General features: G+C 61.9%; 16 protein-coding genes and 2 pseudogenes. 9 read left to right on the forward strand and 9 right to left on the reverse strand.

What is annotated here, in order from left to right; genetic code table 11:
• Positions 1-88: pseudogene (locus ACQKPE_RS22865) on the reverse strand (DUF3203 family protein); the annotation flags it as partial.
• A gap of 6 nt (positions 89-94) precedes the next feature.
• On the opposite strand from ACQKPE_RS22865, the pseudogene ACQKPE_RS22870 reads away from it, so the two are divergent.
• A pseudogene (locus ACQKPE_RS22870) lies at positions 95-595 on the forward strand (hypothetical protein); the annotation flags it as partial.
• A 150-nt stretch (positions 596-745) separates the two neighbouring features.
• Here the strand turns inward: ACQKPE_RS22870 and ACQKPE_RS22875 are convergent.
• Positions 746-1,051, reverse strand: a complete 306-nt coding sequence (locus ACQKPE_RS22875; protein ID WP_427668973.1) for a DUF2288 domain-containing protein — start codon at positions 1,049-1,051, stop codon at positions 746-748.
• Positions 1,052-1,410: 359 nt separating this feature from the next.
• Here ACQKPE_RS22875 and ACQKPE_RS22880 point away from each other — a divergent pair, with 359 nt between their 5' ends.
• From ACQKPE_RS22880 to ACQKPE_RS22910, 7 genes are all read left to right on the forward strand, one after another.
• A complete protein-coding gene (locus tag ACQKPE_RS22880; protein WP_427668974.1) occupies positions 1,411-2,526 on the forward strand; it encodes a branched-chain amino acid ABC transporter substrate-binding protein in 1,116 nt (371 codons plus the stop codon).
• 235 nt (positions 2,527-2,761) lie between these two features.
• On the forward strand, positions 2,762-3,685 hold the full coding sequence (gene livH, locus ACQKPE_RS22885; RefSeq protein ID WP_375101383.1) for a high-affinity branched-chain amino acid ABC transporter permease LivH: 924 nt from the start codon (positions 2,762-2,764) through the stop codon (positions 3,683-3,685).
• A complete protein-coding gene (locus ACQKPE_RS22890; RefSeq protein ID WP_427668975.1) occupies positions 3,682-4,938 on the forward strand; it encodes a high-affinity branched-chain amino acid ABC transporter permease LivM in 1,257 nt (418 codons plus the stop codon). Before livH ends, ACQKPE_RS22890 begins: the two co-directional genes overlap by 4 nt.
• Positions 4,935-5,702 (forward strand): high-affinity branched-chain amino acid ABC transporter ATP-binding protein LivG, encoded by a 768-nt coding sequence (livG, locus tag ACQKPE_RS22895; RefSeq protein ID WP_427668976.1) that lies wholly within the window; start codon positions 4,935-4,937, stop codon positions 5,700-5,702. The genes ACQKPE_RS22890 and livG overlap by 4 nt, the downstream gene beginning before the upstream one ends.
• Positions 5,703-6,404, forward strand: coding sequence for an ABC transporter ATP-binding protein (locus tag ACQKPE_RS22900; protein WP_427668977.1), 702 nt, complete (start codon positions 5,703-5,705; stop codon positions 6,402-6,404).
• Between the two features lie 128 nt (positions 6,405-6,532).
• Positions 6,533-7,207, forward strand: coding sequence for a COG3650 family protein (locus ACQKPE_RS22905; protein WP_427668978.1), 675 nt, complete (start codon positions 6,533-6,535; stop codon positions 7,205-7,207).
• A 103-nt stretch (positions 7,208-7,310) separates the two neighbouring features.
• Positions 7,311-8,924 carry an NAD(P)/FAD-dependent oxidoreductase gene (locus tag ACQKPE_RS22910; protein ID WP_427668979.1) on the forward strand — a complete coding sequence of 538 codons (1,614 nt, stop codon included), beginning with the start codon at positions 7,311-7,313 and terminating at the stop codon, positions 8,922-8,924.
• Between the two features lie 33 nt (positions 8,925-8,957).
• On the opposite strand, the gene ACQKPE_RS22915 is transcribed toward ACQKPE_RS22910, so the two are convergent.
• Both ACQKPE_RS22915 and ACQKPE_RS22920 read right to left on the reverse strand, forming a co-directional pair.
• Positions 8,958-9,881, reverse strand: a complete 924-nt coding sequence (locus ACQKPE_RS22915) for a ParB/Srx family N-terminal domain-containing protein (protein WP_427668980.1) — start codon at positions 9,879-9,881, stop codon at positions 8,958-8,960.
• A 14-nt stretch (positions 9,882-9,895) separates the two neighbouring features.
• A complete protein-coding gene (locus tag ACQKPE_RS22920; protein WP_427668981.1) occupies positions 9,896-11,167 on the reverse strand; it encodes an OprO/OprP family phosphate-selective porin in 1,272 nt (423 codons plus the stop codon).
• Positions 11,168-11,676: 509 nt separating this feature from the next.
• On the opposite strand from ACQKPE_RS22920, the gene nhaA reads away from it, so the two are divergent.
• A complete protein-coding gene (gene nhaA / locus ACQKPE_RS22925) occupies positions 11,677-12,879 on the forward strand; it encodes a Na+/H+ antiporter NhaA (RefSeq protein WP_427668982.1) in 1,203 nt (400 codons plus the stop codon).
• Positions 12,880-12,940: 61 nt separating this feature from the next.
• Here nhaA and ACQKPE_RS22930 read toward each other — a convergent pair whose 3' ends face one another.
• The 5 genes from ACQKPE_RS22930 to ACQKPE_RS22950 all read right to left on the reverse strand — a co-directional run.
• Positions 12,941-13,405, reverse strand: a complete 465-nt coding sequence (locus tag ACQKPE_RS22930) for a glycine zipper 2TM domain-containing protein (protein WP_375101390.1) — start codon at positions 13,403-13,405, stop codon at positions 12,941-12,943.
• 168 nt (positions 13,406-13,573) lie between these two features.
• Positions 13,574-14,221 (reverse strand): pyridoxamine 5'-phosphate oxidase, encoded by a 648-nt coding sequence (gene pdxH, locus ACQKPE_RS22935; protein ID WP_427668983.1) that lies wholly within the window; start codon positions 14,219-14,221, stop codon positions 13,574-13,576.
• A gap of 19 nt (positions 14,222-14,240) precedes the next feature.
• Positions 14,241-15,212, reverse strand: a complete 972-nt coding sequence (locus ACQKPE_RS22940; protein WP_427668984.1) for an OmpA family protein — start codon at positions 15,210-15,212, stop codon at positions 14,241-14,243.
• Between the two features lie 99 nt (positions 15,213-15,311).
• Positions 15,312-16,457, reverse strand: a complete 1,146-nt coding sequence (locus ACQKPE_RS22945; protein WP_427668985.1) for a serine hydrolase domain-containing protein — start codon at positions 16,455-16,457, stop codon at positions 15,312-15,314.
• A gap of 131 nt (positions 16,458-16,588) precedes the next feature.
• The coding region (locus ACQKPE_RS22950) for a beta-galactosidase (RefSeq protein WP_427668986.1) at positions 16,589-17,479 on the reverse strand (891 nt) is incomplete at its 5' end.

Below are 17,479 nucleotides of genomic sequence, written 5' to 3' on the forward strand. Positions count from 1 at the left end.
CTGATTCGGTGATGGGTACGCGGGCGCCCTGCACCAGTGCTACCGACATGCGCATCTGCTCGTCGGTGATGATCTCGACCTCGGGGCCGAGGGCCCCCACCTCAACAGCCTGTTCCCCAACACCACGCTCAAGCGCTACGCCCTGGTGATCGGCGCCTCGGCCAACCTGTCGCTGACCACCCTGATCGCCAAGAGCCCGTGCCTGTCGGACGATTTCCTGACGCTGATCGTGGCCTTCATCAAGCGCTGCTTCGCCCGCTCGCCCTACCGCTTCGACGACACCCTGGACAACGCCATCCTCGAGTTCATCACCAGCGAGCACTTCGATGAAGGGCGTATCGACGAGTTGCTCAACGAGTTCGAGAACCCGGCGAAGATCCTCGACACCAACTGGTACGCGATCAAGCCGATGTACGAGAAGAAGTACCGCGAGTTGATCAACGACAAGAGCCGCTTCGTGTCGATCAATGACATTCGCCTGTCGCGCGAATGTGTGAAGAAGGCGGTGAAGTACCTGCGCGAGATCTTCCGCCACCGTATCGGCAAGACCCGGGTGATTTCCCTGAACCAGCACACTGGGCGAGTGGATTACTGAGGCCAGCGGGGTCGCCTGGCGACCCCGTTACGCTTACGTAAACTGTTACCGCACGTTCGTACCAAAAGGGTGGGTGTTACCAACAGCCACCCTCACACTGCGCGACATTGCGCACCACATCCGTGCACCTGTGTATTTTCGCGCACCAAATCAGTCCACCTTCTTTTCTTGCATGATCACGAAGGGTGAAACCACCACCGCCCAGATCTGCGGGTCACGCGTTTGCAGGTCTAACGCCTGCTCTGCGCTGAGCGGCGCAACAGTGCCATCACTGCGCCACTTGGCGAAGATGTCGCTGCGATTCTCGGCCATCGCCTCGGCGACTTCGACCAGGTCAAGGCTCGGCGCGACCCAAATCAGGTCACCCTTGGCCCAGAAACGCTCCAGCGCTTTCCACTCGATAGTGGCGGTCTCGCCGAGCAATTTGGCATAGAGGGTGCTTGTTCGATCAGTCATGGGTTTTCCTGCGACAAAAAACGGCCGTTAAAAGGCCGTTATTTTTGCAGAAAAACCTGGTTTCAAATATGTAATTTGGTCGATCGGTCCCGAGCTAGTGGGGTCGGACCAGGGATGGCGGCAAAGCAATGGCGCTTTTCTGTATCTTTATGTCGATCATGCGACAACCACGGAATAAGGCGCTTTTCCCACGCTTTTCAAGCGCTCGGGCAGCGCTCTAAACTGTGCCGGTACAGTTCCGGGACAAGTTCCGGGGGATGGTGGGCTTTGCGACAAGGCGTGGCCATGTCGGGGGATCCGCCCGGTCTGTAGCCCTGACACCAGGACTATAAGAATTACAACAGAATGAGTGGAGCACTATGATCAAGATTTCCAAGCTGTTCGCCGCGATGGTCCTGGCCGGGGTAGCCAGCCATTCGTTTGCCGCCGATACCATCAAGATCGGTATCGCTGGCCCTAAGACCGGTCCGGTCACCCAGTACGGCGACATGCAGTTCGTTGGCGCTAAACAGGCCATCAAAGACATCAATGCCAAGGGCGGCATCGATGGCAAGCAGCTCGAGGTCAAGGAATACGACGACGCCTGCGACCCTAAACAGGCCGTGGCGGTCGCCAACAAAGTGGTCAACGACGGCGTCAAGTTCGTCATCGGCCACCTGTGCTCCAGCTCCACCCAGCCTGCGTCCGACATCTACGAAGACGAAGGCGTGATCATGATCACCCCCGCAGCCACCAGCCCGGAAATCACCGCGCGTGGCTACAAGCTGATCTTCCGCACCATCGGCCTGGACAGCGCCCAGGGCCCTGCCGCCGGCAACTACATCGCCGACCACGTCAAGCCGAAGGTCGTCGCGGTACTGCACGACAAGCAGCAGTACGGTGAAGGCATCGCCACCGCGGTCAAGCAAACCCTGGAAGCCAAAGGCACCAAGGTTGCCGTGTTCGAAGGCCTGAACGCCGGTGACAAGGACTTCTCCTCGGTCATCCAGAAGCTCAAGCAGAACAACGTCGACTTCGTCTACTACGGCGGCTACCACCCAGAGCTGGGCCTGATCCTGCGCCAGTCGCAAGAAAAGGGCCTGAAAGCCAAGTTCATGGGCCCGGAAGGCGTGGGTAACGACTCCATCTCGCAGATCGCCCAGGGCGCTTCCGAAGGCCTGCTGGTCACCCTGCCGAAGTCCTTCGACGCAGACCCTGCGAACAAGGCCATCGTCGACGCCATCAAGGCTGACGGCAAAGACCCGAGCGGTCCGTTCGTGTTCCCGGCCTACTCGGCTGTGCAGTTGATCGCCGAAGGCATCAAGGCCGCCAAGTCCGAAGACACCGACAAAGTGGCAGCCGCCATCCACGCCGGTACCTTCAAGACCCCGACCGGCGACCTGTCGTTCGATGAGAAAGGCGACCTGAAAGACTTCAAATTCGTGGTCTACGAATGGCACTTCGGCAAACCGAAAACCGAAGTCTCCCCTCAGTAACTGCGTGACTAATAGCTGACCGAGAAGCCCACTGTGCGAGCAGTGGGCTTTGTTTTACGAGGTTCATGGACCTGATTCCCGCGATCCGGGGGCCGGTCTACCTGAAAATCTTAAAACCGTCACCCGCGGTTTCCTGGTAGAGCCCAACAACGATCACGTGGCGCAGACCACGAGAACAAGGGCCGGGGCCACCCCCCGCCAGAGAAATGCAAATCAGGTTTTTAGGAGCGCTGTAATGCCTGAGATCTACCATTTCCTACAACAACTGGTTAACGGATTGACCATCGGCAGTACCTACGCCTTGATCGCCATCGGCTACACGATGGTGTACGGCATCATCGGCATGATCAACTTCGCCCACGGCGAGGTGTACATGATCGGTTCCTACGTGGCCTTCATCGCCCTTGCTGCGCTGGCCATGATGGGGATCCATTCATTGCCGATCCTGATGACCGTGGCCTTCGTCGCGACGATCTTCGTCACCAGTGCCTATGGCTACAGCATCGAACGGGTCGCCTACCGGCCACTGCGTAACAGCAACCGCCTGATCCCTCTGATTTCCGCCATCGGCATGTCGATTTTCCTGCAGAACACCGTGCTGCTCTCGCAGGACTCCAAGGACAAGTCCATCCCCAACCTGATCCCGGGCTCCTTCTCCTTCGGCCCAGGTGGCGCGGAGGAAGTACTGGTGTCCTACATGCAGATCCTGGTGTTCGTGGTCACCCTGGTGGCCATGACCTGCCTGACCCTGTTCATCTCCCGTTCCCGCCTGGGCCGCGCCTGCCGCGCCTGTGCCGAGGACATCAAGATGGCCAACCTGCTGGGCATCAACACCAACAACATCATCGCCCTGACCTTCGTCATCGGTGCCGCCCTGGCGGCCGTGGCGGCCGTGCTGCTGAGCATGCAGTACGGGGTCATCAACCCCAACGCCGGTTTCCTGGTGGGCCTGAAGGCCTTCACCGCGGCGGTACTGGGTGGCATCGGCAGTATCCCGGGCGCCATGCTCGGTGGCCTGGTGCTGGGTGTAGCCGAAGCGTTCGGCGCCGACATCTTCGGCGACCAGTACAAGGACGTGGTGGCATTCGGCTTGTTGGTTCTCGTCTTGCTGTTCCGGCCGACCGGCATCCTGGGCCGTCCGGAGGTTGAAAAAGTATGAACAGAAATCTCAAACAGGCGTTTTTCAGCGCCTTGCTGGTCTGGGCCGTGGCCTTCCCGGTACTGGGCCTGAAGCTGAGCATCGATGGCATCCGCCTGATCGTGCACAGCCAAGGCACCTTCACCATCAGCATCATTGCCGTGTGCTCGCTGCTGATGTTCCTGCGCGTGCTGTTCGACAAGCAGTGGAGCGCAGTAATGGGCAGCCGCTCCGAGCGCAAGCTGGTGCCGGAGTCCGTCAGCAACTTCCTGACCCTGCCCAAGACCCAGCGCTGGGTCATCCTCGGCCTGATCGTGGTCGCCCTGGTGTGGCCGTTCTTCGGTTCGCGCGGCGCGGTCGACATCGCGACCTTGATCCTGATCTACGTGATGCTGGGCCTGGGCCTGAACATCGTGGTGGGTCTGGCGGGCCTGCTCGACCTGGGCTATGTCGGCTTCTACGCCGTCGGCGCCTACAGCTACGCCATGCTCTCGCACTACCTGGGCTGGAGCTTCTGGATCTGCCTGCCGATCGCCGGCCTGATGGCGGCCATCTTCGGCTTCCTGCTGGGCTTCCCGGTACTGCGCCTGCGCGGTGACTACCTGGCCATCGTGACCCTGGGCTTCGGCGAGATCATCCGCCTGTTCCTGCGTAACCTCACGGAGTGGACCGGCGGCCCCAACGGCATCAGCAACATCGAGAAGCCAAGCTTCTTTGGCCTGACCTTCGAACGTCGCGCCGCCGAGGGGATGCAGACCTTCCACGAGTTCTTCGGGCTGGAATACAACTCGATCAACAAGGTCATCTTCCTCTACCTGGTCGCCCTGCTGCTGGCCTTGGCGGCGCTGTTCGTCATCAACCGCCTGCTGCGCATGCCGATCGGGCGTGCCTGGGAAGCGCTGCGTGAAGACGAGATCGCCTGCCGTGCGTTGGGTCTGAACCCTACCGTGATCAAGCTTTCGGCCTTCACCCTGGGTGCCAGCTTCGCAGGCTTCGCCGGCAGCTTCTTCGCCGCGCGCCAAGGCCTGGTCACCCCGGAATCGTTCACATTCATCGAGTCGGCGATCATCCTCGCCATCGTCGTGCTTGGCGGCATGGGCTCTCAGTTGGGCGTGATTCTCGCGGCCATCGTGATGATCCTGCTGCCTGAGCTGATGCGTGAGTTCAGCGAATACCGGATGCTGATGTTCGGTGCGCTGATGGTGTTGATGATGATCTGGCGTCCGCAAGGCCTGCTGCCTATGCAACGTCCACACATGGAGCTGCGTCGATGAGCCGCGAGATTCTGCAAGTCAGCGGCCTGAGCATGCGCTTCGGCGGCTTGTTGGCGGTCAACGGCGTTGGCCTGACCGTCAAGGAAAAACAGGTAGTGGCACTGATCGGCCCTAACGGCGCCGGCAAGACCACGGTGTTCAACTGCCTGACCGGCTTCTACAAGCCCAGCGGCGGTACCATCCTGCTCGACGGCCAGCCGATCCAGGGCCTGGCCGGCCACGAGATCGCCCGCAAGGGCGTGGTGCGGACCTTCCAGAACGTGCGCCTGTTCAAGGAGATGACCGCGCTGGAGAACCTGCTGATTGCCCAGCACCGCCACCTGAACACCAACTTCTTCGCGGGCCTGTTCAAGACCCCGTCCTTCCGCCGCAGCGAGAAGGAAGCGATGGAGCGTGCCCAGTACTGGCTGGAGAAGGTCGAACTGACCGCATTCGCCAACCGCACCGCCGGCACCCTGGCCTACGGCCAGCAACGCCGCCTGGAAATCGCCCGCTGCATGATGACCCAGCCGCGCATCATCATGCTCGACGAACCCGCAGCCGGCCTGAACCCCAAGGAAACCGAGGACCTCAAGGCGCTGATCAGCTACCTGCGTGAATCGCACAACGTGACCGTGCTGCTGATCGAGCACGACATGAAGCTGGTCATGAGCATTTCCGACCACATCGTGGTCATCAACCAGGGCACCCCCCTGGCCGATGGCACGCCGGAGGAGATCCGCGACAACCCTGATGTGATCAAGGCCTACCTGGGGGAAGCGTAAATGCTGAAGTTCGAGAACGTTTCCACCTTCTACGGCAAGATCCAGGCGCTGCACAGCGTCAACGTGGAAATCAACCAGGGCGAGATCGTCACCCTGATCGGTGCCAACGGCGCCGGCAAGTCCACCCTGCTGATGACCCTGTGCGGCTCGCCGCAGGCGCACAGCGGCAGCATCAAGTACCTGGGTGAAGAACTGGTCGGCCAGCCTTCCTCGCACATCATGCGCAAGAGCATCGCGGTGGTGCCGGAAGGCCGCCGCGTGTTCGCCCGTCTGACCGTCGAGGAGAACCTGGCCATGGGCGGGTTCTTCACCGACAAGGGTGACTACCAGGAGCAACTGGACAAGGTCCTGGAGCTGTTCCCGCGCTTGAAAGAGCGTTATGTACAGCGTGGTGGCACCATGTCCGGCGGCGAGCAGCAGATGCTGGCCATCGGCCGTGCGCTGATGAGCAAGCCCAAGCTGCTGCTGCTCGACGAGCCGTCGCTGGGGCTGGCGCCGATCATCATCCAGCAGATCTTCGACATCATCGAGCAACTGCGCCGTGACGGCGTGACGGTGTTCCTGGTGGAGCAGAACGCCAACCAGGCGCTGAAGATCGCCGACCGTGCCTACGTGCTGGAAAACGGCCATGTGGTCATGCAAGGGACTGGCGAAGCGCTGCTGACCGACCCGAAAGTGCGCGACGCGTACCTGGGTGGTTGATCGAGCGGTATAGGGAAAAGGGCCTTCGGGCCCTTTTTTCATGCCCGCAAATGGGCTGCACCTTGTGCCCATTGAGCAGCATGAGTACCGTACCCTGCACATCCTGCAAGCACCCCGGAGCCCCCTTGATGCGCCTCACCCCTTCCCTGCTGCTCGCCTCCCTGCTGCCCCTGTTCGCAGGCTGCCAGACCTTCAGCGAGCCGCCACGCGACCCGAATATCGGCACCACGCGCCTGCAGGGTGAGCTGAGCGCCACCGGCGGCCAATTGCTGTTCAAACCCTGTGGCGAGAGCCGCCATTTCATCGTGCGCGATGCTGCTGGCACAGGCGTGCTGCAAGAAGCCGCCAACCTGGCTGACGGGGCCAATGACAGACTGTTCGCCGACCTGCGCGGGCGCTTGACCGGCAACAAGCAAGCCAACACCGATGGCCAGCTCGACGTGTCAAAACTGTACCGTGTAGAGCCTTCGACCCAAGCCTGCGAAGACCCCAACTTCAAACAGCTAACCCTGCGTGCCAGCGGCCAGGGGCCGGCGTGGGACCTCAAGGCCAGTGGCAAGGGCATGGTGATCGACCGCGAAGGGCAGCAGCCGTTGCCGCTGCCTTTCCTCGAGGAACAGATGCCCGGCGGCGGCCTGAGCCTCACCAGCGAGGCCAACGGCCAGCGCGTCGAGTTGTGGGTGGCCCCGCAGCGTTGCGTCGAGCGCAGCAGCGGCTCGCTCCGTCACCTGGGTGCCGAGCTGCGTATCGATGGCCAGACCCTGCAAGGCTGCGCCTACTACGGCGGTGCCCGCGACAATTGATCGCCGGCGACGTTTAACCTGCCAGTCAGGGCGGCGAACAGCTTATACTTGGCGGTTTGTGTAAAGCCGCCGGCCGCCCATGGCCGGGATACTGGACCCTGCCATGCTACGAATCACCGAACTGAAGCTGCCCCTGGACCATGCCGACGAAGCCCTGCGCGAGGCCATCGTCCAGCGCCTGGGCATCCTTGACGAACAGCTGCTCGGCTTCACCCTGTTCAAGCGCAGCTATGACGCGCGCAAGAAGAACAGCGAACTGCTGTTCATCTACACCATCGACCTCGAAGCCAGCAACGAAGCCGAATTGCTGCGCAGGTTCGCAGACGACCGCAATATCAGCGTCGCCCCGGATGTCAGCTACAAGTTCGTCGGCCAGGCACCAGAAGGGCTGGACGAGCGCCCGATCGTGGTGGGCTTCGGCCCTTGCGGCATCTTCGCAGGCCTGCTGTTGGCGCAGATGGGCTTCAAGCCGATCGTGCTCGAGCGTGGCAAGGAAGTACGCCAGCGCACCAAGGATACCTGGGGCCTGTGGCGCAAGAGCGTGCTCAACCCCGAATCCAACGTGCAGTTCGGCGAAGGCGGCGCCGGTACGTTCTCCGACGGCAAGCTCTACAGCCAGATCAAGGACCCGAACCACCACGGCCGCAAGGTACTGGAAGAGTTCGTCAAGGCCGGTGCGCCGGAGGAAATCCTCTACATCAACAAGCCGCATATCGGTACGTTCCGCTTGACCAGCATGGTCGAGAAAATGCGCGAGGAAATCATCGCCCTGGGCGGCGAAGTGCGCTTCGAACAGAAGGTCACCGACCTGCTGCTCAATGGCGAGCAACTGACCGGCGTGGTGCTGCAAAGTGGCGAGCAGCTGCACTCGCGGCATGTCGTGCTTGCCCTGGGCCACAGCGCCCGCGACACCTTCCGCATGCTGCACGCCAAGGGCGTGTTCATGGAGGCCAAGCCGTTCTCCGTGGGTTTCCGTATCGAGCACCCGCAGTCGCTGATCGACAAGGCGCGCCTGGGCAAATACGCCGGCCACCCCAAGCTCGGCGCCGCCGACTACAAGCTGGTGCACCACGCCAAGAACGGCCGCTCGGTGTACAGCTTCTGCATGTGCCCAGGCGGGACCGTGGTCGCTGCCACCAGCGAGCCTAGCCGGGTAGTGACCAATGGCATGAGCCAGTATTCGCGTAACGAACGCAACGCGAACTCAGGCATCGTCGTGGGCATTGACCCTGAGCGTGACTACCCGGGCGGCCCGCTGGCCGGTATCGAGCTGCAAGAGCGCCTGGAGGCCCACGCCTATGTGATGGGCGGCAGCAACTACCAGGCGCCAGCGCAGTTGGTAGGCGATTTCGTCGCAGGGCGTCCATCCACGGCACTGGGCAGTGTCGAACCGTCCTACAAGCCAGGTGTCACCCTGGGCGACCTGGCACCGAGCTTGCCCGACTTCGCCATCGAGGCGATCCGCGAGGCGCTGCCGGCCTTCGACCGCCAGATCAAGGGCTACAACCTGCACGACGCGGTGCTGACCGGGATCGAGACGCGCACCTCCTCGCCGCTGCGCATCACCCGTGATGCGAGCTACCAGAGCCTCAACCTGAAGGGGCTGTTCCCGGCAGGTGAAGGGGCTGGCTATGCCGGTGGCATCCTGTCGGCGGGCGTCGATGGCATTCGCATCGCCGAAGCCGTGGCGCGGGACATCCTGGGAATCGAGGCCTGACTGCACGCGCCAGGCCACTTGGTGGGGTTGGCGCTATTGCCGGGTACCGTGCGTCTTGCGGTACTCGAGCGCATAGCCCAGCTTGCGGCTGGCAGCGTTGTTCAGTTCCTTGCGGTCGAGGCTGCGATAGCCGCCTAGCTGTCGAGCACTGAAGCCGCTGTCACCCACGTTCTCCTCTGCAGGCAGCGCCACCATCAGCCTGGCGGCGGCCTCGACGGCCTGGCGATAACCGCTGCGGGTATCGAGGTCGAAACCTTTGAGTGGCAATACGCCCCGCAACCAGTCGCCCCAGTAGAACTCGAGAAACTCTGGCGCTACGCCGCCTGAGCGCGGCTTGTCGTAACCGACCTTGCGGGCGAAATACACGAGTGAGCGGTACGGGTCGTCGGCCATGTCGCCCAGGCCGACGTGGGTCGGCAACTGTTCCGGTTCTACTGGCTCGCCATCGGCGCCCCTCAACCACACCTTGCGCGCCTCTCGCATACGCTGCCAGAACTGCCCAAGGTCGACACTGTCGCTGAAATCGTCGGTTACCCGCACCCAGACCTTCAACTCCTGGCCCGCCCATTCGCCGAGGGTGCTGAAGCCATGGTGGCCGTCGGTGAGATAAAGCCGTCCGGCAGGGCCGACAACCACGGTCTTCATGTCAGCCGTGCGAGCACCTACCGCCGCCTCGCAAGTGAAGCTGGCGGAGTTGCTCAGCTCGGCACCTTTACCCACCGAGCGGGCCTCGCCCTGCCCGTTGACTTCGCAGTAGTCATCGAAGGCTCTTTTCGGCTCGGCCGTGTAGCGGCCCAACTTGTAGTAAACCTGGTCGAACCCGATGGCCGCCTGGGTCGGGTGCAATTGCTCGATGCTGACCTCCAGCAGGTGCCCGACTCGAACCGGATCGCCATCGGCCTCGGCCACGCCACACAGCAGTAGCAGCGCCAGAAGGGCACTTGAAAAACGAGTCATGACAGTCCTCGATATCAAAAGACGTACTGCAGGCGCACCGCCACTGCATCGCCAGAATCATCACCGACCTGGTTGCTGATGCCATCGACCTTGGTTTTCACGTAGTTGGCCGAGATCTTCAGCAGATCGTTCGCATACCAGTTGACGCCCAAGGTATGCAGCCTGGCACGGTTATCCAGGTAGCCCTGCTCTTCGACCTTGGCGTGGTCGAAACGATAGAACAGCTCCCAGGCGCCCAGTTGCTTATCGGAAGGCTTCACCCTGTCGAATTTGCCGCCGTCGAGTTTATAGCCGCGAGGCTCGCCGGTCAGGGTGTAGGCCACCTGGCCGTAGTAGCCCGTAGCTTTGCGATCGTTGCGTGCGGTGCTCGAAGCCGCCGTCAGGTCCCGACGCAAGTACTCGGCCTGCACCGACAAGGGGCCCTGCGCCCAAGCCGCTTCCAGCCCCCAGGCCGCATCGCCGTCATACGCACCGGCAACGCTCGGCGCGAGGTCCACACGATTGCCATTGCTCGCGTCTTCGGAGGTGCCCCGCACGCCCAGGCGCGAACGGATACGGCCGTTGCTGGCAACCTTGTCGATATCGCTCACGGCGTAGTCGACCCCAAGATGCAGCACATTGCCGGGCTCGGCCCAGGGCGCGAATACCGTACGAACGTTGTAAGTGTTGGTGTTCTTGCCGTTCTTGTCTTCCTGGCCTTTGGGGCGGTTGAAACCGGCGGCGCCGTAGAACATCTCGGTGCTGCCGCTGACCTGCACACCCATGCCGTCGGCATGGTCCGTCACCCACGACGCCAGGTCGCCGAGCAGGCTGCGCTCCATGGCGGTGGTCCATTTGGAGCTGATGGCTTGCTCCAACCCGAAATCGGGATCGAAACGCCCTACCTTGACGGTCACAGGGTCCAGCGCGAGGTAACTGACAGAAGCCTCCTTCCAGGACGTCGTGCCGTCATCGGCGAAATCGATGGAGAACTCGTAGGCCCAATCCCCATAGACCTTACCTTCCAGGGCCAAGCGTGCGCGGCGTAGGTAGGCTTCGTTCGCCGCCTTGCCATTCTTGCTGTAGACGCCGTCGAACTGCCCGTAGTCGGCTTGCAGCAGGCCGCCAATCTGGAAGCTGAACTGCTTGTCGGTAGTCGCAACTTGGAAACCTCCCTTGGTCTTGATGATCAAATCAGCACCGTCGGTGGTCACAGTTCCGGCCACAGACTGAGCGCTGATCATCAATGCCAGCGCACCCATGGAAAATCCACTCCGACTGCCGCCCAGGTGGTGAATCAAGTTCATCGACTTCTCCCAAAGTAATTATTCACTACCGCAGGCAAAGGCCCCTCGGCAGGAAGGTGAGCCTGTTGGGAGATCATTACAATTAGGTTTCCATAAAATAATTATCTAATAAAAACAATAAATTATTGATGTTTTTATAAAAGTCGTTAGGAACTTTCCGAAAATAGATACAGCGTGATCCGAATAAGCAAAGCGAATAGTCCGACGCAGACACGCCCCATTGCGACGATTCCAATACAAACTCCAGTTGCATTTCATCGACGAAGTCGAATGGAAGATACTTTCGATCAGGCGCTTATCTTTTTTATAATCTATGACTATCGGAAAAGTCCGCATTTACCACTCGAATAATCATCGATCCGAGCACCATAGACACCGCCCAGAATTCACTGACCCAATCGACAGCTTCTTATAACAAAAAAGAATATAATTTTTGTTTTAAAGAATAACGAGCCACGTTAGGGTGTACGCCCTTCCCTTTGAATACCGTACTGGAGAGACGCTTGCCCGTGCGCAACCTCATTAATCGTTTCCTGCAAATGGAAGCCGCCGGCGGCCTGATGCTGATCGCTGCGGCCGTCATCGCCCTGTTCCTCAACAACTCGCCCTTGTCGCACTTCTATGCCAGTTTCCTGAATGTTCCTGTGGCCGTTCAGATCGGCGCCCTGGAAATCGCCAAGCCCTTGCTGCTGTGGATCAACGACGGGCTGATGGCCCTGTTCTTCCTGCTGATCGGCCTGGAGGTCAAGCGCGAAGTGGTCGACGGCCACCTGTCCAAACCCTCCCAGATCATCCTGCCCGCGACCGCCGCAGTCGGCGGCATGGTGGTACCGGCGCTGATCTACTGGTTCATCAACCATGACAACCCGGCCAGCATGGCGGGCTGGGCCATCCCCACCGCCACCGACATTGCCTTCGCCCTGGGCGTGCTGGCCCTGCTGGGCAAACGCGTGCCGGTGTCGCTCAAGCTGTTCCTGATGACCCTGGCAATCATCGACGACCTGGGCGCGATCATCATCATTGCGCTGTTCTACTCCGGCACCCTGTCGAGCCTGGCGCTGATGCTGGCGGGCGCGTGCCTGGTGGCGTTGCTGGCGATGAACCGGCTGGGCGTCGTGCGGCTTGCGCCCTACCTGCTGGTGGGCTTGGTGCTGTGGGTATGCGTACTCAAGAGTGGCGTGCATGCAACCCTGGCTGGTGTGGCCCTGGCACTGTGCATTCCCTTGCGAACGCCATCCAAGCAACAGGCTTCGCCGCTTCTTACCCTGGAGCATGCGCTGCACCCTTGGGTGGCCTACGCCATCCTGCCGCTGTTCGCCTTCGCCAATGCCGGCGTGTCGCTGGCGGGCGTGACCTTCGAAAGCTTCACCCACCCAGTGCCGCTGGGCATCGCGGCCGGCCTGCTGCTGGGCAAGATGGTGGGGGTGTTCGGGCTCACCTGGATCGCCGTCAAGTTGCGCCTGGCCGCCCTGCCTGCGGGCGCCAACTGGGGCCAGGTGATGGGGGTGGCGATCCTCTGCGGTATCGGCTTCACCATGAGCCTGTTCGTCGGCTCCCTGGCGTTCGTACCCGGTAGCAGCGACTACGCTGGCATGGACCGCATGGGCATTCTCACCGGCTCGTTGTTCGCCGCACTGATCGGCTACGCAGTGACTGCCATGGCCAGCCGAAAACCGGCCGAGCTCAGGGAAAAAGCAGTCGGCAACCACTGATCGACAGGCAGAAAAAAACCCCGACGCGGCATTGCCGGTCGGGGTTTTCTTTTGTGCCGTATCAATGGGTGACGCGGCTGGTGCCATCAACCGTCATGATGCGTACGCGCTCGCCGACACGGAAGATTTCGTTCTCCTGCACTTGCTGCACGTAGGCACGCATGCTGCCGTCATCTTCACGCACGGTGATCTCGACACCTTGGGTGCGGGTCAGGCCTTCTTCGGCCGCCGAACCCGCAAAGCCACCCGCCAAGGCACCGATCACCGCAGCGACGATACTGCCACGGCCGCCGCCAACAGCGCTGCCAGCTACACCACCGACGATAGCGCCAGCGCCACCACCGATGGGTGTCTTGGTGCCCTCGATCTTCACGGGGCGCAAGGATTCGATGGTGCCCATGCGCACGGTTTGCACGCGGCGGGCCTCATCACGGGAGTAGCTGTCGCCGGTCAGGTTGGAGGCACAACCGCCGAGCAGCAGCGAAAAGGTGGTGAAGCTCGCCACCAGCAAAACGGATTTACGCATGGGATGAATCTCCATAAGACAGGTGTCCATTAGACTCCGCGCAACGGCGAGTGTCACGACACATGCGTTATAAAATTGTTTTTATTCAGCCGCGGTACAGAGAAGCCCGGCCTGGGTCGTTGACCTGAAGAAATGCCGCTGCCAGCTAAAGGCAACGGCATTTTGCGCTCAAGGTGCCAGTCGCTCGCGCAGCCACTGCCCGTCGACCAGGCGGTAGTTCAGGCGGTCGTGCAGGCGGCTGGAGCGCCCCTGCCAGAACTCGATACGCTCGGGCAGCAAGCGATAACCGCCCCAGTGCTCAGGGCAATGCGGCTGCGAGTCGCTAAAGCGCGCCTCGGTCGCCTTGAGCAGCCCTTCCAGCTCCGCGCGGTCCGCAATCACCCGGCTCTGCGGCGAAGCCCAGGCCCCCAGGCGGCTGCCCAGTGGACGCACCTGGTAGTAATCGTCCGACTCCTTGGCCGATACCTTTTCCACGCGGCCTTCGATACGCACCTGGCGCTCCAGCGTCGGCCAGAAGAAGGTCATGGCCGCGAACGGGTTGGCCAGCAGCTGCTGGCCCTTGGCGCTTTCATAGTTGGTGAAAAAGGTGAAACCGTGCTCATCCAACCCCTTGAGCAACAACACCCGGCAATGCGGGCGCCCCTCGCCGTCGACGGTGGCGAGGGTCAGGGCATTGGCCTCGACCGGTGGCTGCTCGGTCTTCACTGCTTCACCGAACCACTGGTGGAACAACGCGAAGGGCTCGGCGGGCGCCTGCTCTTCGGCCAGGCCATCGCGGGTGTAGTCACGGCGCATATCGGCCAGGGATTGGGTCATCGCAACGCGTCCTTGAGGATCAGTTAGCCTTCGCCGGAGTATTGGCGGCGACCTTCTTGTCTGCCGCTGGTTTCTTGGCCGCCGGCTTGGCTGGGGTGGCTTTCTTCGCCGTGGCGGCCTTGGCCGGTGCCTTGGCGGCTGGCTTCTTCGCAACCGGTTTGGCGGCTGGCTTGGCGGTCGGTTTGACATCGGCCTTGGCAGCTGGCGCCTTGGCATCCTGCACTGCAACCATCGGTGCTGGCGCTGGCGCGGCCTGTTGGTACTTGGCCAGCAACGCGACCATGGTGTCCTGCGGGGTCAGCAGCAGTTCAACGCGGCGGTTCAGGGCACGGCCTTCGTTGCTGTCGTTGGCGGCGCGTGGCATCACCGAGCCCATGCCCTTGAGGGTCAGTCGATCACGCTGCAGGCCGCTGAGGCGGAAAATCGCCGAGACCAAGGCCGCGCGCTCCAGGCTCAACTTCTGGTTGGCGGCAGCAGCCCCCGTGCTGTCGGCATGGCCCAGCACCAATACGGCGGTCTTCGGGTCTACCTCGACGATCTTGGCGACACGGGTGATCGGCCCCAAGGTCACCGGCAGCAGCATGTTCGGGCGGTCCGGGTTGTAGGCGCCGTCAACCGGAATGGTGACGGCCAGCACGTTGTCACGGCGCTCGAGTTCGAACTTGCTGTCCTTGATGGCCTCACGCAGCTTCGGCTCGTACTGGTCCAGCCAGGCCTGGGTAGCTTTCTGGTCGATTTTCGGCACAACAGGCGCCTCAGCCTTTTTCTCCGTCTCGCCGAACGGCCACCACCAGCGGCTGCCGCTCTCGGACTTGGCATCAGCCTGGGCCACCTTCTCGGTCACGGCTTCCTTCACTTCCTGCTCGGCCACCTTGTCCGAGCCAAAGGGCCACCAGCTGCGGCTGGCCTCCTTCGAAGCATCCTGGGAATGGCTGGCGCAGCCTGTCATGGCCAGGCACAGCGCGAGTGCTAAGGTTTTTTGTGAAGACATCAGCGATACACCATGAATTAAAAGGAAATTTTGCCCATACACGCCAGGCGTTGGCATTGAGGATAGTCAAAGGGCTCGGGCAATACCCGCATTACCCGATCAAAGGCAGGTGCCAAGTACCCGCACCAGCTTTTGCGCACGGGGGTCCATCAGGACGTAGGGCCCCAAGGTATTGGTGACGAAGCCGAAGGCCACATCGTGTTCAGGGTCGGCAAAACCGACCGAACCGCCCGCCCCCGGATGCCCGAATGCCCTGGCGCCCAGCCCGAAGGTGGCGTTGGCGACTTGCGGCTGGTCGAGCATACAGCCCAGGCCGAAGCGGGTCTGGGTCAGCAGGGTGCGGTCCTCGCCGAGGCTGTGCTCGCGGGTCAATTCATCGAGCAATTCCGACTCCAGCAAACTGCCGTCCAGCAGGCCCGCGTAGAAACCGGCCAAGCTGCGTGCATTGCCGTGGCCGTTGGCCGCCGGTTGCTGCATGCGCCGCCACTCGGGCTTGTTGGTGCTGGTGAGAATCGCCGGCGGGTTGGTGAAGGCGCGGGTAGACAAGGCCTGGGGTTCGCGCATGGTCACTTGCAGCAGACGCTGGGCTGCGGCATCGCCTGCATTGCCTTTGCCGCGAGCGATATGCGCCACGCGGTGGAACTCCTCGTCGGCCAGGCCAATGTGGAAATCCAGGCCCAGGGGTTTGGCTGTACGCGCGATGATCGACTCGCCAGGGCCCCGGCCATCTACGCGGCGGATCAACTCACCGATCAGCCAGCCATAAGTGATGGCGGCATAACCGTGTTCGGTACCAGGCGTCCACCATGGGGTTTCAGCGGCCAGGGCATCAACCATGGCCTGCCAGTCATACAGCGCCTCTGCCGGCAGCAGTTCGCGAATTGCCGGCAGCCCTGCGCGGTGGCTGAGCAGTTGGCGCAGGGTGATCTGTTCCTTGCCCGCCTGGGCGAACTCTGGCCAGTAGCGGGCTACCGGGACATCCAGTGCCAGCTTGCCTTCGTCGACAAGTTGCAGGGCGGTGACGGCGGCGAAGGTCTTGGTGCACGAGAACAGGTTGGCGATGGTATCACTGTGCCAGGCCTGCTGGCCGTCCTTGTCGGCGCTGCCGGCCCACAGGTCGATGACGGTCTCACCGCCGATTTGGATGCACAGCGCAGCGCCACGCTCCTGGGTATCTTCGAACAACGCGGCGAAGGCGTCGCGCACCGTCTCGAACTTCAGCTCATAGTGACCCTGGATCTGCACCCGCCTACTCCCCGTACGACCTAGCTTACAAAGTCGTGCATTGTTTCAGTAGTTGGCGGTTTTGCAAACCGAATAAGGCTGGGTGGTCGCAGGAAAAAGGTTCCGCACAGGCAGCACCGTCCAGCCATATTTCACGGGGCGGGCTTATCCAACCCCTTGCGCAGTTGCTCCAGCGCCTGCTGGTTGCTCTTGCGCACCGCATCGACAAAACCTGGGTAGGCAACGTCGGTAATGGCGACCAGCCCCAGATGCCCGTTCTCGCCATCGAGCAAACGTCCGCTGGCGGGTTGATCGAGGTATTGGAACCAGTGGGCGCCGACAATCATCGGCTGGGCAATGGCCGCCTTGAGGAAGTTGCCATACGCCGGCCCCCGGTCTTCTTCCCGCGCCACTTCCAGCGGCCCCGGCCAGAATGGGCCACGGTCGCGCGAGCCGAACTGGAACTCCGACACCAGCACCGGCTTGTCCAGCTCGGCCAGGCGGGCAAAGTCGTAACCATCTTCGGGCTTCAAGGTATAGAAGTTGAAGCTCAGCACATCGCAGAAGCGGGCGCAGGCCTTGACCGCCTCGGGCGTGCTCACCGCGTAGCGGCCGCCCAGCAGCAGGTGGTTGGGGGCATGCCACTGGAGCGCATCGTCGATGGTCTTGAAATAGGTCTCGGCGAACACTTGCTGGAAATACTGGTAGTCACGTTCGATTTCCGGGTGCTCGGGGTTGGGCAGCGGAGCCTCGAAGCCGGGATCCTCCATCAACTCCCAGGCTTGCAGGTCGATGCCCCAGGCCTTGGACAGGCCTTCCTGGTTGCGGTACTTGTCGCGCAACTGCTTGAGGAACGCCCGCTTGGCCGGAACATCGGTGGTCAGGCGCAAGGTGCCATAGGCCAGGCCGTAGCGCGCCTTGGGGTCGTCGCCAGGAGCCGCCCAGGCCAGTTCGTTATCGGCGAAGTAGCCGATCAGCCAGGTGTCGTGCCAGGCTTTGTGGGTGAAGTGGGTGTCGGTGGACACGCCGTAGATCTCGACGCC

The organism is Pseudomonas sp. NPDC089554 (assembly GCF_050280645.1).
Classification (GTDB): domain Bacteria; phylum Pseudomonadota; class Gammaproteobacteria; order Pseudomonadales; family Pseudomonadaceae; genus Aquipseudomonas.

Coding starts and splice junctions, on each gene's coding strand:
- ACQKPE_RS22875 (WP_427668973.1), bottom strand. CDS start 1,051: ATGACTGATCGAACAAGCACCCTCTATGCCAAATTGCTCGGCGAGACC.
- ACQKPE_RS22880 (WP_427668974.1), top strand. CDS start 1,411: ATGATCAAGATTTCCAAGCTGTTCGCCGCGATGGTCCTGGCCGGGGTA.
- livH (WP_375101383.1), top strand. CDS start 2,762: ATGCCTGAGATCTACCATTTCCTACAACAACTGGTTAACGGATTGACC.
- ACQKPE_RS22890 (WP_427668975.1), top strand. CDS start 3,682: ATGAACAGAAATCTCAAACAGGCGTTTTTCAGCGCCTTGCTGGTCTGG.
- livG (WP_427668976.1), top strand. CDS start 4,935: ATGAGCCGCGAGATTCTGCAAGTCAGCGGCCTGAGCATGCGCTTCGGC.
- ACQKPE_RS22900 (WP_427668977.1), top strand. CDS start 5,703: ATGCTGAAGTTCGAGAACGTTTCCACCTTCTACGGCAAGATCCAGGCG.
- ACQKPE_RS22905 (WP_427668978.1), top strand. CDS start 6,533: ATGCGCCTCACCCCTTCCCTGCTGCTCGCCTCCCTGCTGCCCCTGTTC.
- ACQKPE_RS22910 (WP_427668979.1), top strand. CDS start 7,311: ATGCTACGAATCACCGAACTGAAGCTGCCCCTGGACCATGCCGACGAA.
- ACQKPE_RS22915 (WP_427668980.1), bottom strand. CDS start 9,881: ATGACTCGTTTTTCAAGTGCCCTTCTGGCGCTGCTACTGCTGTGTGGC.
- ACQKPE_RS22920 (WP_427668981.1), bottom strand. CDS start 11,167: ATGAACTTGATTCACCACCTGGGCGGCAGTCGGAGTGGATTTTCCATG.
- ACQKPE_RS22930 (WP_375101390.1), bottom strand. CDS start 13,405: ATGCGTAAATCCGTTTTGCTGGTGGCGAGCTTCACCACCTTTTCGCTG.
- pdxH (WP_427668983.1), bottom strand. CDS start 14,221: ATGACCCAATCCCTGGCCGATATGCGCCGTGACTACACCCGCGATGGC.
- ACQKPE_RS22940 (WP_427668984.1), bottom strand. CDS start 15,212: ATGTCTTCACAAAAAACCTTAGCACTCGCGCTGTGCCTGGCCATGACA.